At 37.9% G+C, this 14,224-nt stretch carries 14 protein-coding genes; 8 read left to right on the forward strand and 6 right to left on the reverse strand.

Features of this window, described 5'->3' with window-relative positions:
- Positions 1–8 precede the first annotated feature (8 nt).
- Both BBI00_RS00225 and BBI00_RS00230 read right to left on the reverse strand, forming a co-directional pair.
- Positions 9–803, reverse strand: a complete 795-nt coding sequence (locus BBI00_RS00225; protein ID WP_065396876.1) for an FkbM family methyltransferase — start codon at positions 801–803, stop codon at positions 9–11.
- A 389-nt stretch (positions 804–1,192) separates the two neighbouring features.
- Positions 1,193–1,858 carry a DUF2461 domain-containing protein gene (locus BBI00_RS00230; RefSeq protein WP_065396877.1) on the reverse strand — a complete coding sequence of 222 codons (666 nt, stop codon included), beginning with the start codon at positions 1,856–1,858 and terminating at the stop codon, positions 1,193–1,195.
- A gap of 389 nt (positions 1,859–2,247) precedes the next feature.
- Between BBI00_RS00230 and BBI00_RS00235 the strand changes: the two genes are divergently transcribed.
- The 8 genes from BBI00_RS00235 to BBI00_RS00270 all read left to right on the forward strand — a co-directional run bounded on the left by BBI00_RS00235 (position 2,248) and on the right by BBI00_RS00270 (position 10,440).
- Positions 2,248–3,939, forward strand: coding sequence for a DEAD/DEAH box helicase (locus tag BBI00_RS00235; protein WP_065396878.1), 1,692 nt, complete (start codon positions 2,248–2,250; stop codon positions 3,937–3,939).
- Positions 3,940–4,089: 150 nt separating this feature from the next.
- Positions 4,090–4,728 carry a DUF47 domain-containing protein gene (locus tag BBI00_RS00240; RefSeq protein WP_065393534.1) on the forward strand — a complete coding sequence of 213 codons (639 nt, stop codon included), beginning with the start codon at positions 4,090–4,092 and terminating at the stop codon, positions 4,726–4,728.
- Positions 4,729–4,740: 12 nt separating this feature from the next.
- Positions 4,741–5,883, forward strand: a complete 1,143-nt coding sequence (locus tag BBI00_RS00245) for an inorganic phosphate transporter (protein ID WP_065396879.1) — start codon at positions 4,741–4,743, stop codon at positions 5,881–5,883.
- A 102-nt stretch (positions 5,884–5,985) separates the two neighbouring features.
- Complete coding sequence (locus tag BBI00_RS00250) at positions 5,986–6,957, forward strand: polyprenyl synthetase family protein (protein WP_065396880.1); 972 nt, start codon at positions 5,986–5,988, stop codon at positions 6,955–6,957.
- A 74-nt stretch (positions 6,958–7,031) separates the two neighbouring features.
- Positions 7,032–7,982, forward strand: coding sequence for a GSCFA domain-containing protein (locus tag BBI00_RS00255; RefSeq protein ID WP_065396881.1), 951 nt, complete (start codon positions 7,032–7,034; stop codon positions 7,980–7,982).
- The gene (locus tag BBI00_RS00260; protein WP_065396882.1) at positions 7,983–8,507 is read left to right on the forward strand and encodes a DUF4269 domain-containing protein; all 525 of its coding nucleotides are present in this window, start codon (positions 7,983–7,985) and stop codon (positions 8,505–8,507) included. It begins immediately after the preceding gene.
- 7 nt (positions 8,508–8,514) lie between these two features.
- The gene (locus BBI00_RS00265; RefSeq protein ID WP_065396883.1) at positions 8,515–9,282 is read left to right on the forward strand and encodes a TatD family hydrolase; all 768 of its coding nucleotides are present in this window, start codon (positions 8,515–8,517) and stop codon (positions 9,280–9,282) included.
- 3 nt (positions 9,283–9,285) lie between these two features.
- Complete coding sequence (locus tag BBI00_RS00270; protein ID WP_065396884.1) at positions 9,286–10,440, forward strand: hypothetical protein; 1,155 nt, start codon at positions 9,286–9,288, stop codon at positions 10,438–10,440.
- A gap of 58 nt (positions 10,441–10,498) precedes the next feature.
- Here the strand turns inward: BBI00_RS00270 and BBI00_RS00275 are convergent, their stop codons facing one another.
- The 4 genes from BBI00_RS00275 to BBI00_RS00290 form a co-directional block, all read right to left on the reverse strand.
- Positions 10,499–11,809: a DEAD/DEAH box helicase gene (locus BBI00_RS00275; protein WP_065396885.1), complete on the reverse strand. Its 1,311-nt coding sequence runs from the start codon at positions 11,807–11,809 to the stop codon at positions 10,499–10,501.
- Positions 11,810–11,965: 156 nt separating this feature from the next.
- Complete coding sequence (locus tag BBI00_RS00280; protein ID WP_065396886.1) at positions 11,966–12,454, reverse strand: DUF6438 domain-containing protein; 489 nt, start codon at positions 12,452–12,454, stop codon at positions 11,966–11,968.
- 138 nt (positions 12,455–12,592) lie between these two features.
- Positions 12,593–13,576 carry a GTPase ObgE gene (gene obgE / locus BBI00_RS00285; protein ID WP_065396887.1) on the reverse strand — a complete coding sequence of 328 codons (984 nt, stop codon included), beginning with the start codon at positions 13,574–13,576 and terminating at the stop codon, positions 12,593–12,595.
- A 62-nt stretch (positions 13,577–13,638) separates the two neighbouring features.
- Positions 13,639–14,217: an adenylate kinase gene (locus tag BBI00_RS00290; protein ID WP_065396888.1), complete on the reverse strand. Its 579-nt coding sequence runs from the start codon at positions 14,215–14,217 to the stop codon at positions 13,639–13,641.
- Between the last annotated feature and the right edge of the window lie 7 nt (positions 14,218–14,224).

Genomic DNA, 14,224 nt, shown 5'->3' on the forward strand with positions numbered 1-14,224 from the left:
AAGTTGTTTTAAATGTTTTTAGGTATAAAAATAATATTGTTGATGTACTGAGTTTTATTTTTTTCGTCGTTTGTATTTTGCAATATAATTTCTTCTGTAAGAGATTCCAGCGTAAAGCTGTTCCGGTTGAGGTACTTGGCGTTATATCCCCAGCTTTCCACTTCGGAAATTTCTGTCCATATAGGTGTTTGGTGGTGTCTCTGTTCCATTTCAACCATTAAGGTAGGGTGGAACTGTCTGATGGTTTCTCTGGCTCCGGAAAGGGTTTTTATTTCATTTCCTTCAACGTCTATTTTGATGAAATCCAGCCTGTTGAAATGTTCGAGGGCAGCCCATTCATCGAGCTTGATCACTTTTACCTGTTCCGTATAGCTTTTTTCTTCTCCTTTTTCTTTGTAAGAAGTATTTAAAGTCCCGCGGGAAGCAATTGTTTTTCCGTTGATTACCGGAACTTTAAATTCCGCCATCATATTTTCGTCAGAAAGGGCAAGAGGAAGAATGCGCATGGAGGGAAACAGTCTTTTCAACCGTCTGTACAGTTTTTTATTGGGTTCAAAACCATAAATATGTTCATGATCCAATTTATCTTCCAGCTGATAGAGGAAGGTTCCTACATTCGCACCAATGTCCAGTATTACAGCATTTTTAGGAAGGTATTCTTTGATCCATACCAGTTCCGGTTCTACATTGCGTTCCGAAAAATTATTTTTATTAAGATTGTTTAAGTTCTTAAAGTATCTTTTTTTGTAGAAATTCGGACTTATATATTGTAGTTTTTCTGCAATTTTTTGGTATAAAGACATCCTGAGCTTTTTGACGAACAGCAAAGATAAACAAAAATGTAAAACTTATCTTAAAAAATGTTAAATATAATTTATTGATTTTCAATAGATAGGCTTTGTGTTGTGTTTTGTAATGAGCTGAACTTTAACCTGTTTTCAATTTGTCACAGAGACGCTTTGTAGAATAGGATGAATATTGAGTTGAAACTCAGTGCCTATGAAGGGGACTCCGGAAGGCTGATCATGAGCCGATCATTCTGATGCTTTTAAAAAAATATCAATATATTGAAAAAAACAGAAAAGCTTTTAAATGAAATACATCATTATTCCCCTGCTCAGTAATTGAACAGGGAATTGCAGTGTCCGGATTTCTTTTAACAAATTCCTGTTTTCGAATGTAATTTTAAGGTTTACTGAAACGGCGTATTCAAAAAATCATTGAAAGGTTTCATCAGTTTAAAAATCTTTGTCATATTCTTCGCTGCATTTTTATCCAGAACCTCTTCATCTTTCAGGGAATAGACTACAATAAAGTTTTTAAGCTTTAAATATTCCGCCATTGGATCTTCTTTTTCAAATCCCTGGGGTACTTTTTTGAGTTTATCATCCTGGTCAAGCTCTGGAAAATGCTTCTTGAAATCTTTGTTGTTGATTATTTTAAGAAAGTCATCTCCATACAAAGAGATTTCTTTACGTACATCTTTCAAAACAGAAGATTCAGGCATATAGATTCCGCCGGCAAGAAAAGATTTTCCGGGTTCCATATGAAGATAATAACCTCCTTTCTGACTGCCTTTTCCCATTCCCAAAGAAGCTCCGAAGTTGGTTTTATAAGGCGATTTATCTTTTGAGAATCTTGTATCACGATAAATTCTGAATAAAGATTTTTTACCGTCTATTTTACCAAGTTCTTCATCAAAACCGGACATCTCCCTGATCAGTTCATCCAGAAATGAAATCACATTCTGCTGTGATTCCGTATAAAGATCTTTATTTTCATTGAACCATTCACGGTTATTGTTTTTATTTAATTTTTTCAAAAAATCAAAGGTTTTGGAAGAAATACTTGCAGACATATTGTGTTAAGTGTTTTTATTATTGTTAAGTGAGATATAAACCGGTTTTCCGATTCCGTAAATTCCGGATCACATCACTCAAATGTACAAAAACTATTGAGTATGGAACAATATTTCAGTGAAGGGAAATAAGAATATCAAAAAGAGAAATTGGCTTTTCGGGGTTTTATTTTTGAAAATTCATAAATAATACAGAAAAAATTAATCCAATTTAATAAAAAAAAACAATGTTTAACAAGTCTTTAACCTATGGCTTGTTTTTTTAGATTTAATTTTCTAAAAATTAAAAATATATTAAAAAATTCTGAATTTAAGTTTGTATATTTAAAACTTTGTTCAAAAACAAATCAAATATTTATTGTATCTTTGCAAAAATTTTAAAATAGTTAATGAATTTATTTACGGAAACCAATTTAAGTCCTGATATCCTTAAGGCAATTGGCGAACTGGGTTACGAAAGCCCAACAGAAATCCAAAAACAGACTATCCCTTTTATTCTTTCAGATATTCGCGACTTGATCGCACTTGCGCAGACAGGGACAGGCAAAACAGCAGCGTTTTCGCTTCCGATTTTGGATATGATTGACGATACGAGTCGCAAAATCCAATTATTGGTGCTTTGTCCGACACGGGAATTATGTCTTCAGATTTCGAAGGACATAAAGAATTACTCTAAGTACATGAAAGACATCAAAACTACTGCGGTTTATGGTGGAAGTAGTATTGTAGAGCAGATGAGATCTTTGAAGGATAAACCGCAAATCATTGTGGGAACTCCGGGAAGAGTAATTGATCTTATCAACAGAAAAGCATTAGACTTTTCTGCCATTCATTGGTTGGTATTAGACGAAGCTGATGAAATGCTTTCTATGGGTTTCAAAGATGAATTGGAAACCATTCTGAGCGAAACTCCGGAAACAAAACAGACTTTCTTATTCTCTGCAACGATGAATAAAGAAGTGGAAAGAATTTCCAAAAATTACCTTACAAAACCACACCGTATTTCTGTAGGTTCTATCAACGAAGTGAAGAAGAACATTACCCACGAATACTATGTAGTAGGGTACCGTCAGAAAAAAGAAGCATTGAAAAGACTGATCGATGCAAACCCTAACCAGTATTCCATTATCTTCTGCAGAACGAGAATGGAAACTCAGGAGGTTGCCGATTTCTTGATGCAGAACGGATATGCAGCTGATGCTCTTCACGGTGATCTTTCTCAGGCGCAGAGAGATACGGTAATGAAGAAATTCAGATTGAAGAACATCGATATTCTTGTAGCGACAGACGTGGCAGCAAGAGGATTGGATGTAAACTCACTGACGCACGTTATTCACTTCTCTTTACCGGATGATCCTGAAGTATTCGTTCACAGAAGCGGAAGAACAGGTAGAGCCGGAAAAGACGGTATTTCTATGGCTTTAATCAAGCCAGAAGAAAGCAGAAAACTGAAACAGATCAAATCTGCAACAAAAATTGAAATCCACGAAAGATTTATTCCTACAGGTGATGATATTATCAAAGCTCAGGTAGGAGGTGTATTCGAAAAATTATTGACGGAGCACGAAGATCTTTTCGAATTTGATGATAGCTTAATCCCGGATCTTAGCAACTTTACCAAAGAAGAACTGGTACACCAGTTACTGCAGTTCCAGCTGAAAGACCTTGCTTTATATTACAAAGACAAGCATGATCTTGCTGAGCAGAAATTAAGCAGCAGGGATGACGATTACTCAAGAAGAGACCGTGGGCGTGACAGAGACAGAGATAGAGGTCGTGACAGGGATCGTGGAAGAGACAGGGACCGTGGTGGAAAACCAAGAAGAAAAGATGAGAATATGGTAAGATTCTTCTTCAATCTTGGTAAAAAAGACCATCTGAAGAAACTTGATGTTCTGGATATTATCAATAAAGCTACTTCTGGCGGAAAAAGCAAGAAAAGAGCTGAAATAGGAGATATTGAGATCTTGGAGAAATTCTCTTTCTTCGAAGTTGAAAAATCGTTCAAAGACAATGTCCTGAGCAATATTCAATCGATGAAATTCAAAGGAAAAGATATGAGAGCTGAAGTAGCGAATTAATATCTTTCCATACCATACAAACCGGCAGTAATGCCGGTTTTTTTATTTGATAATCAGCTGTTAAGCTAATGTTAACAAAACTTAATGTTATATAGTTTCACGTACAATCCTTTTTTAAGAAATTTGCACACGAATTATAAATACTAAAAAATGGGAATTGGTAATATTTTCCACGCTTTTCAACCAAAAGATAAAATCTTCTTTGTACTTTTTGAAAAAGTAACTGAAAATCTAGTTGCAATGTCAGAAGAATTCAACGCAGGAATCAAGGATTTCGATCTTAACGACGATTCAATGTTGAAAAAAATGAGTGATTTTGAACACAAAAATGATGAACTTACTCACGAAATCTTCGTAGAGCTTGGAAAAAACTTCATTACACCTTTCGATCGTGAAGATATTCACACCCTAGCAACAGGATTAGATGATATCGCCGATTATATCTACGCTTCTACAAAATATATTTTCCTATACAAATCACCGGAGATGAAGGCGTACTCAGACTTCTCTTTACTGATCCACAAAGCATGTCTTGAGATTCAGAATGCCATGAAGAACCTTAAAGGTTTCAAAAACATGGAGCAGGTGAAAGAAGCTTGTATCAAGGTAAACTCTATTGAAAATATTGCAGACGACTTACTGTCCAACTCAATGGTAGAATTATTTGAAACAAATGATGCCATCAATATCATTAAGGTTTCATCTGTATTGAACTATCTTGAAATAGTAACAGACAAAGCAGAAGATGTTGCCAACACGATTGAGAACATCATGATTAAATACGCCTAATACATAGCAAAAATGGAATTTCCGATTTTACTTATAGTTATTATTGCGTTGGCCCTGATCTTCGATTATATCAATGGTTTCCATGATGCTGCCAATTCAATTGCAACTATAGTTTCGACAAAAGTTTTAACTCCATTCCAGGCTGTACTTTGGGCGGCGCTCTGGAACTTCGCAGCCTTCTTCATCGCTGCGTATATTATTGGAGAATTCAAAATTGGTAATACAATTGCCAAAACGGTAAACGAGAATTTTATCACCCTTGAAGTTATATTTTCCGGTCTTGTGGCCGCTATCGCCTGGAACCTGCTTACATGGTGGTTCGGGATTCCTTCCTCATCATCGCATACACTGATCGGAGGTTTCTTGGGGGCAGCTCTTATGCACGCTTTCATGATGGATTATCATGATGTGGCAGCAGCACAGCCCGCTCTTGGGACATGGGGAACCATTAAGGAAGCTTTCAGCCAGGTAACCCACCAGAGCGTTGTAAAGTTTGATAAAGTAATTCCTATTTTCCTGTTCATTTTCATGGCACCGGTCATAGGGATGATCATCTCGATTATCATTACGTTAATTATTGTTCACCTTTATAAAAAATCAAATCCTCACAAGGCAGATCAGTCTTTCAAAAGGCTGCAGCTTGCTTCTTCAGCTTTGTTCAGTTTAGGACACGGGCTTAATGATGCACAGAAGGTAATGGGGATCATTGGAGCTGCATTGATCTACTATCATGTGGAAATGCTTCATGATCCTGTATATCTGAATATTCCTGCAGCAGGACGTTTTGATTATTTTGCAGAACATTATCTTTGGGTTCCTCTGGTTTCGTTCCTTGCGATCGGTTTAGGTACGATGAGTGGTGGTTGGAAGATCATCAAAACAATGGGTACCAAAATTACGAAAGTGACCTCATTGGAAGGAGTAAGTGCAGAAACTGCAGGTGCTATTACCTTATTCATTACTGACCACTTTGGTATTCCTGTATCTACTACACACACGATCACAGGTTCCATCATCGGGGTAGGGTTAACGAAAAGAATTTCAGCCGTAAGATGGGGAATCACCGTAAGCTTACTTTGGGCTTGGGTTCTGACCATTCCAATCTCTGCGATAGTAGCCGGAATTACCTATCTTGTGGTAACCTTCCTTTTTTAAAATACAAATCATATTTATCATATTAACTTTGTCCGTTTGGGCAAAGTTTTTTGTTTTATAAAGCCTCGAAAAATCGTATTTTTGTTCAAATTATAAGATTTTATGGAATTTTTAGACAGATATCAGCAGATTGTTGCAGACGCCATTACCAAGTATACTTTCAAAGATAAACCTTCGGAGTTGTATGACCCGATGAATTATATCATTTCCCATGGCGGAAAACGTCTTCGCCCTATTATGGTACTGATGGCATGCGATCTGTTTGGAGGAGACCTTAAGCAGGCCATTAAGCCGGCACTGGCTATTGAGTTTTTCCATAATTTCACGCTGATCCATGATGATATTATGGATGAAGCTCCTTTAAGAAGAAACAAACCTACGATACATACGTTACACGGGATCAATGTGGGAATCCTTTCCGGAGACGGGCTGATGCTTAAGGCATATAAATTTTTTGAAGATCTTGAACCTGAAATCTTCAAAGCCTGTATCAGGATTTTTACACACACCGGACTTCTGTTGTGTGAGGGGCAGCAGTATGATATCAATTTTGAAACTCAAAAGGATGTTACTTTTGATGATTATATCAGAATGATTACCTATAAAACGGGAGTTTTAAGCGCCTCTTCGTTTGAGATCGGAGCTTTGATCGCCAGAGCAGACTTTAAAGATGCCAAAGCAATTTTCAATTTTGGAAAACACATCGGAATAGCCTTCCAGATCATGGATGATTATCTTGATGTATTCGGAGATCAGGCACAGTTCGGTAAAAAGCATGCCGGAGACATCTATGAGAATAAAAAAACGGTTCTGTATCTTTTGGCAAGAGAGCACGCCACCGAGGAAGAAAGAAAAGAGCTGGATTACTGGTATTCTAAAAAGACCGATAACGTTGACAAGATCTATGGTGTTGAAAAGATCTTCAGAAGAACAAAGGTGGACGAAAAAGCATTACGTCTGATCGAAAAACACAACGAGATCGGACAAAGCTATCTTCAGAAAATAGACGTTCCTGAAGAAAAGAAAAAACCGTTCATTGAGCTGGCTAATTATTTGTTGAGAAGAGAAAGTTAATAGGTAACAGATGGCAGGCCGCAGGTAACAGCAATTACCTGCAGTCTGTTTCTCTGAAACCTAACCCTTATACAATGAAATTCAGAACCGAAGTTGACATTCCCGCATCAGAAAAGAAAATAGAGATTGAAGATAAAATATTTTCAATAGGCTCCTGTTTTGCCTCTGAGATGACGGATTTACTTGAAAACGGTCAGCTGCAGACCCTCAGTAATCCTTTTGGAACCATCTTTAATCCATTTTCTATCAATAATGCGGTACAAAGACTTCACGATTCGGCATTCTATCAGGAAGAAGAGCTTATTACCTACAATGAGGAATACATCTCTTTAGACCATCATACAAGCTTTGATACCCGGTATATTCATCAGACTTTAGATAAGATCAACAAATCCATTGAAGAAGGAAATGCCTTTCTTCAGGAAGCAGACTGGATTATTATCACCTATGGATCCTCATTCATCTATGAATTTCTTCCGAAGAAAAAGCTGGTGGCCAACTGTCACAAAATTCCGCAGAAGTTTTTTGAGAAAAGATTGCTCTCTCATCAGGAACTTACAGGCTCTATTTATAATACCATCCTTGAGCTTAAAGATATCTGTAAAGAAGGAGTGCAGATCCTGTTCACAGTATCTCCTGTAAGGCATACCAAGGACGGAATGGTAGAGAACCAGCTGAGTAAATCCAAACTGATTACAGCGATTCACGAATCGATTTCAATGTTTGAAGACTGCCACTACCTTCCCGTTTATGAGATTTTAATGGATGACCTTCGGGATTACCGGTTTTATAAAGAAGATATGATTCATCCAAGCACGCAGGCGGTTAATTATATTTTTGACAAATTTGGAAACGCTTATTTCTCCGGCGAAACTCAAAATTTTATCAAAGAAAACTTTAAGATCATCAAAGCTTTGGAGCATAAGACCAGTGATAAAAAAGACCCGAAGTTTATTGAATTCAGAGAAAAGCTTGATCAGAGAATTGAAAACCAGCGCAAAAAGGTAAAGCATAAAATATTTTAAATGATTGATTTTACAAAGATTGACTATTTAAAGCATGGAAATGAAAAACAGAAAAGAGCTTATGAAGTTCTTACCAGATACAGCGTTTTTGAGAAATTAAACCGTTACTCTCCTTTGCTGGCCGGAACAATCCCTATTGAAATTGATATTGAAGGCAGTGATCTGGATATCATTTGTGAAGTGGATCCCACCTTTGAAAATGATTTTCTGAATGAAGTAAAGGAAAGCGGAATAATACCGGCCGGCGCAGAACTGAAGATAGAAAACAGCATCATCAACGGAGAAAAATGTATCATTCTGAACTTTATGCTGGATGAATTTCCCGTTGAAATTTTCGGACAGAATAAACCGGTGAAAGAACAGAATGCTTACAGACATATGATTGCTGAATACAGGATATTGAAAGAGAAAGGAGAAAATTTTAAACAAAAAATTACAGAACTGAAAAAACAGGGCATCAAAACGGAGCCGGCTTTCGGAATATTGCTGGAGCTTGAAAACCCTTATGAAGATCTGTTAAAATGATACGAAAATGATTGATACACATACCCATTTATACGCAGAAGAATTTGATGAAGACAGAAAAGAAGCCATTCAGAGAGCTTTAGATAAGGGAATTAATGAATTTTATCTTCCTGCAATAGACTCCGAATCCCATGAAAAGATGCTGCAACTGGAAGCTGAATATCCGGGACAGATTTTTTCCATGATGGGGCTGCATCCCTGTTATGTAAAACCGGAATCTTGGGAGAAAGAACTGGAGATCGTTAAAAATTACCTTGATCAGAGACATTTTCCGGCAATAGGAGAGATAGGTATTGATCTGTATTGGGATAAAACGACCTTAGATATTCAGGTGAAAGCCTTTGAGCAGCAGATTGACTGGGCGATTGAAAAAGACCTTCCGATCGTTATCCATACAAGAGAAAGCTTCGATGAAACGTTCGAGGTGCTGGAAAGGAAAAAACATCCTAAATTGAGAGGAATCTTCCACTGCTTTTCCGGGAATCTTGAGCAGGCAAAGCATGCTATTGACCTTAATTTCATTTTAGGGATCGGTGGAGTAGTGACCTTTAAAAACGGGAAAATTGATCAGTTTCTGAATGAAATTCCTTTAGATAAAATTGTTTTGGAAACAGACTCCCCTTATCTGGCACCCGTACCGCACAGAGGAAAAAGAAATGAAAGCTCATACCTTGATCTGGTAGCCGGAAAACTGGTAGATATCTATGGTAAAGACTTTTCAGAAATAGACAGGATTACTACCGGAAATGCCCGGAACCTATTTAAAACCGAATAATCCATGAACAGATTGCTGAAGCCTGTAAACAATAACCGGTTAAATGGCAGTTTACTGTTTGCGGTTTATTTTATAGTGAATCTTTTGTTCCTTACAAAGTATGGGATCAGGCAGTCTTTTGTTCCCCTCAGTATTCTGGCCGCAGTTTTCTTTGTGGCCAATGCATTCCTGTTTTCCCTGGAAAAATGGCCTCAGCTTAAGAAAATATGGACTGGAAAACTGGTTTATATCCTTATTGCCTTTATCGGTATTGCCTATATTGGCCTGTGCCACGTCATGAAAGATCCGTACAGAATGAATATAGACAGGTGGCAGACGCTGGAATTTTCATTAGAATACTGGTTTAAAGGAAAGTATATCTATGATACGCCTAATTTTATGGGCAATTTATCCTCTTACCTTCCGGGGCAGTTGGCGCTGTCCGGTATATTTTATTTTTTGGGTAATGTGGGATATCTTCAGGTAGCAGCTTTTCTATTGTTTTCATCTGCTGTTTTGGTTGAATTTAAGAATAACCTGGTCAGGTTTAAAGCCATACTCATGCTGGGAGTATCCCTTGCCTATATCTATGAGGTAGTTTGTAAGAGCGATTTTATTTCATCGTTTATTGTTGTTGCGGCGTTTATACTATTCTGGAGCAGCAGATTCAGGAATGATTACTTTCAGAAACCTGTCTTGTTAGGAATTTGTACAGGACTTCTGTGCCTTACAAGGAGCGTGGTGGCGATTCCCCTGATAATTTTCCTTCTGCAGCCTTTTATAGTCACTTCATGGGAAAAGAAAATAAAGTTTGGGTTAAGTTTTTTATTCATGGTAAGTGTATTACTGGCAACTGTGCTTTTGCCGGCAAAAAGTATTGACCATCTTCTGCAGTACAATCCTTTAACCCTTCAGGGACAAAGCAATAAATTTGTAATGCTGTTCTTCGTGGCTTTGGCAGTCATCGTAGCATTCTACGTTAAAAAAATTGAGACTGTGTTTTACTTTTCAGCCTACATTACCTTTTTAGTTATGCTGTGCTTTGTGGGCGAGCAGTATCTTACCTTAGGCATTTCCTATCAGAATAATTTCTTCTCTACAACTTATCTGGCGGCCTGTTTACCGTTTGCTGTGATCGGATATTGCTTTGCTTTGCGGAATAACCTGAATGAAAACTGAAAACAGACTGAAGATCATATAACAAAAAAAGTTTCCCAATACTGAGAAACTTTTTCTTTTATTTTTTTCTTGTGAAATTCTTGTTCTTAGGTTTTTTATATCCCACAGAAGCGGTAGGAGAGGATGGCTTTTTACGGTTATTATTTGACCTTGAACCATTCCCGTTGGATGCTTTGGGCTTTTCCGGACCTCCTGAAGGAACGGGCTTATTGTTGGAATCCCTTTTCTGTGCTACCAGGTCATCAGTATGGAACGGATGATCTTTGATCACAGGAATTTTCTTCCCGATCAGCTTTTCCGTGTTTTTCAGGTTTAAAAGATCCAGTCCGTCTACAAAAGAGATCGATGTACCTTCAGCCCCCGCTCTTCCCGTTCTTCCGATACGGTGTACATAGGTTTCGGAAACATCAGATAATTCAAAATTGATCACGAATTTCAATTCATCAATATCAATTCCTCTTGCTGCAATATCTGTAGCCACCAGAATCCTTGTTTTTCCTGATTTGAAGTTATTCAGGGCATTCTGTCTTGCATTCTGGGATTTATTACCGTGAATAGCCTCAGCAGAGATATTATCTTTCTGAAGCTTTCTGGCAATTTTATCAGCCCCGTGTTTTGTTCTTGAGAATACCAGTACCGAGTCTGCAATATCATTTTTCAGAATATGGGATAACAGATTCAGTTTATTTTCTCTTTCTACAAAATATACGGATTGTTTGATCGTATCTGCGGTAGAAGAAACCGGTGTCACTTCTACTTTTACAGGATTGTTCAGGATAGAATTGGCCAGCTTCTGGATTTCACCGGGCATTGTTGCCGAGAAAAATAAAGTCTGCCTTTTCTGGGGTAAAAGCTTAATGATTCTTTTCACATCATGTACAAATCCCATATCAAGCATTCTGTCTGCTTCATCCAATACAAAGATCTCAAGGTTCTTCAGGCTGATAATACCCTGGGCAATAAAATCAAGAAGTCTTCCCGGTGTGGCTACCAGAATATCAACCCCTTTTTTCAAAGCGGCTTCCTGGTTTCCCTGTTTTACCCCTCCGAAAATAACAAGTTGTTTCAACGGTAGGTATTTACCGTAAGCATTAATGTTTTCTTCAATCTGGATCGCCAGCTCCCGTGTAGGAGTAAGAATTAATGCTTTAATATGACGGTTTGGAGTTTTATTTTTAGATAAGTTCTGTAAAATGGGGATAGAAAAAGCAGCCGTTTTTCCTGTTCCGGTTTGGGCACAACCTAAAAAGTCTCTGCCTTCTAAGATATCAGGAATAGATCTTTCCTGAATAGGGGTGGGAGTCGTGTATCCCTGTTCCTGGATTGCTTTTGCAATAGGTTCTATTAAGTTTAAGTCTGTAAAATTCAAATGAATTATTTTAAAATTTTAAATAAAAATTCCCTCTGTCTGAAAGAATTACGTTTTGCAAAGGTAGCTTAAATATTTTTAAGAATTTATATCCTGTTGATAAGACCCCTGTTGTTCTGATTTTACCTGTCCTTTGTATTTAAATCTTTATACAGCTTAGTTTACCTTAATCCATTGCTGATTCTTTCTCAGGTTCTCAAAAAACGCATACACCTCTGCGAGCTTTTCACTGCCCCGTTTTCCATAATCTTCCACATTCTTTACAGTACCATCAGCAAAATTGATTCTTAAATAAGAAGTTGGCAGGTCTGTAATGTTGCGTTCGCCGTACTTATCATTCAGGCTTTTTACGTTCAGCCCATCCAATAGAATGATCAGTTTGTTATAATCTTCCTCTTTGATGGTTCCCTTAAAAGTCCCTTCACGGGGCTTGGAAAATTCATCCTTCGAAGGTTTGTCGCTGAAGTTAAAATGTTCTGCTTCAAAAACTGCCGTTCTATCCGGATTGATCGTCATTTTAAAAACCGGGCAGAATCCAAAACATGGAGTGGCCTCATATTCAATTTTAGAATATTTGGAATTGACCTTCTGAGAATTACAGGAGAATAACAATATAAATGCACAAAGGCCTAGCAGATATTTCATAACGTATATTTTGAAGGAATCTTTCAATAACTGTTCCAATCCAGCAGGCCGTTGATCTGATTACAGACTATAAGGGGAAAAAATAAAGAGAAGCCCTATTGCTCCTCTTTATTGTATTTTATCTGATTCAAAGTTGCTTTATCCGTGTAATTGTTTCCAGATAGCATCTTTCAGTTCTGTCAGTCCTTCTCCTGTAACCCCTGAGAAGAAAAGCGGTTGCTTGTTTTCAGGGAATTCGGCAGCGATTTCTTTTTTCAGCTCATCATCCAGAAGATCGGATTTTGAAACGGAAACAATGAAATCCTTATCCAGAAGCTCAGGATTGTACTCCTTCAGCTCATTTTCCAGAATTTTAAACTCCTGGTAGTGATCTTCAGAATCAGCCGGAATTAAAAATAACAGGATAGAGTTTCTTTCAATATGTCTAAGGAACCTGTGTCCCAAACCTTTTCCTTCCGCCGCTCCTTCAATGATTCCCGGGATGTCAGCCATTACAAAAGATTTGTAATTCCTGTAATCTACGATTCCCAGGTTAGGGGTCAAAGTAGTGAAGGCATAGTTGGCAATTTTGGGTTTTGCTGCAGAAACAGAAGCCAGAAGTGTAGATTTTCCGGCATTAGGGAACCCAACGAGTCCTACATCCGCCAAAATTTTAAGTTCGAAGACTACATAACCTTCCTGGCCATCCATTCCGGGTTGTGCATATCTAGGAGTCTGATTGGTAGAAGATTTGAAGTGTTCGTTTCCTTTTCCACCTTTTCCACCTTCCATCAGAATGATTTCCTGTTTGTCTTCAAGGATCTCGCCGATAATTTCTCCGTCCTCATTTTTAGCGATAGTTCCGATGGGAACGTCAATATAAATATCAGAACCGTCAGCACCGGTAAGCTGGTTTTTTGCTCCGTTCTCACCACGCTCAGCTTTTATATGGCGGGTGTATCGAAGCGGAAGTAAAGTCCATTCCTGAGCATTTCCTCTCATAATGACGTGCCCGCCGCGACCTCCGTCGCCACCATCAGGACCACCTTTAGGAATATACTTTTCACGGCGGAGATGGGCAGAACCTGCACCTCCGTGACCGCTTTTACAATGGATTTTTACGTAATCTACAAAGTTAGACATATAGTATTTGTTACGAGTTGGAGCTACGGGACGAAAATATAATCCCGTATCCCGGACCCCGATTATTTAATTTTCTCAACTTCAGCAAAAAGTTTCTGGGAAATTTCATCAATTTCTCCTACACCGTTTACTTCCACATATTTTCCCTGCTGCTTATAAAGTTCGGCTACTTCTGCTGTTTTAGCATAATATTCTTTAATTCTGTTTTCGATGATCTCTACATTGCTGTCGTCAGATCTTCCGCTGGTTTCACCTCTTTTCAGAAGTCTTTCAACCAAAATTTTGTCTTCTACTACCAGGGCAAGACAGATATCAATCTCGTCATTCAGTTCTTCTTTAACGATTTTTTCCAGCGCTTCTGTCTGAGCAGTTGTTCTTGGATATCCGTCAAAAATGAAGCCATTGGTATCTGTAGGTTTTCTGATCTCATCAATCAGCATATCTGTTGTTACCTGATCCGGAACCAATTCTCCCTTATCGATATAAGATTTAGCCAATTTTCCAAGGTCGGTATCATTTTTCATATTGTATCTGAAAAGATCACCTGTTGAAACCTGTTTTAAATTGAATTTTTCGATCAGATTCTGAGCTTGTGTTCCTTTTCCACTTCCTGGAGGGCCGAACAGAACAATGTTTATCATAATTTTG

This window comes from Chryseobacterium arthrosphaerae, from assembly GCF_001684965.1.
Lineage (GTDB): Bacteria > Bacteroidota > Bacteroidia > Flavobacteriales > Weeksellaceae > Chryseobacterium > Chryseobacterium arthrosphaerae.

Coding starts and splice junctions, on each gene's coding strand:
- BBI00_RS00225 (WP_065396876.1), bottom strand. CDS start 803: ATGTCTTTATACCAAAAAATTGCAGAAAAACTACAATATATAAGTCCG.
- BBI00_RS00230 (WP_065396877.1), bottom strand. CDS start 1,858: ATGTCTGCAAGTATTTCTTCCAAAACCTTTGATTTTTTGAAAAAATTA.
- BBI00_RS00235 (WP_065396878.1), top strand. CDS start 2,248: ATGAATTTATTTACGGAAACCAATTTAAGTCCTGATATCCTTAAGGCA.
- BBI00_RS00240 (WP_065393534.1), top strand. CDS start 4,090: ATGGGAATTGGTAATATTTTCCACGCTTTTCAACCAAAAGATAAAATC.
- BBI00_RS00245 (WP_065396879.1), top strand. CDS start 4,741: ATGGAATTTCCGATTTTACTTATAGTTATTATTGCGTTGGCCCTGATC.
- BBI00_RS00250 (WP_065396880.1), top strand. CDS start 5,986: ATGGAATTTTTAGACAGATATCAGCAGATTGTTGCAGACGCCATTACC.
- BBI00_RS00255 (WP_065396881.1), top strand. CDS start 7,032: ATGAAATTCAGAACCGAAGTTGACATTCCCGCATCAGAAAAGAAAATA.
- BBI00_RS00260 (WP_065396882.1), top strand. CDS start 7,983: ATGATTGATTTTACAAAGATTGACTATTTAAAGCATGGAAATGAAAAA.
- BBI00_RS00265 (WP_065396883.1), top strand. CDS start 8,515: ATGATTGATACACATACCCATTTATACGCAGAAGAATTTGATGAAGAC.
- BBI00_RS00270 (WP_065396884.1), top strand. CDS start 9,286: ATGAACAGATTGCTGAAGCCTGTAAACAATAACCGGTTAAATGGCAGT.
- BBI00_RS00280 (WP_065396886.1), bottom strand. CDS start 12,454: ATGAAATATCTGCTAGGCCTTTGTGCATTTATATTGTTATTCTCCTGT.
- obgE (WP_065396887.1), bottom strand. CDS start 13,576: ATGTCTAACTTTGTAGATTACGTAAAAATCCATTGTAAAAGCGGTCAC.
- BBI00_RS00290 (WP_065396888.1), bottom strand. CDS start 14,217: ATGATAAACATTGTTCTGTTCGGCCCTCCAGGAAGTGGAAAAGGAACA.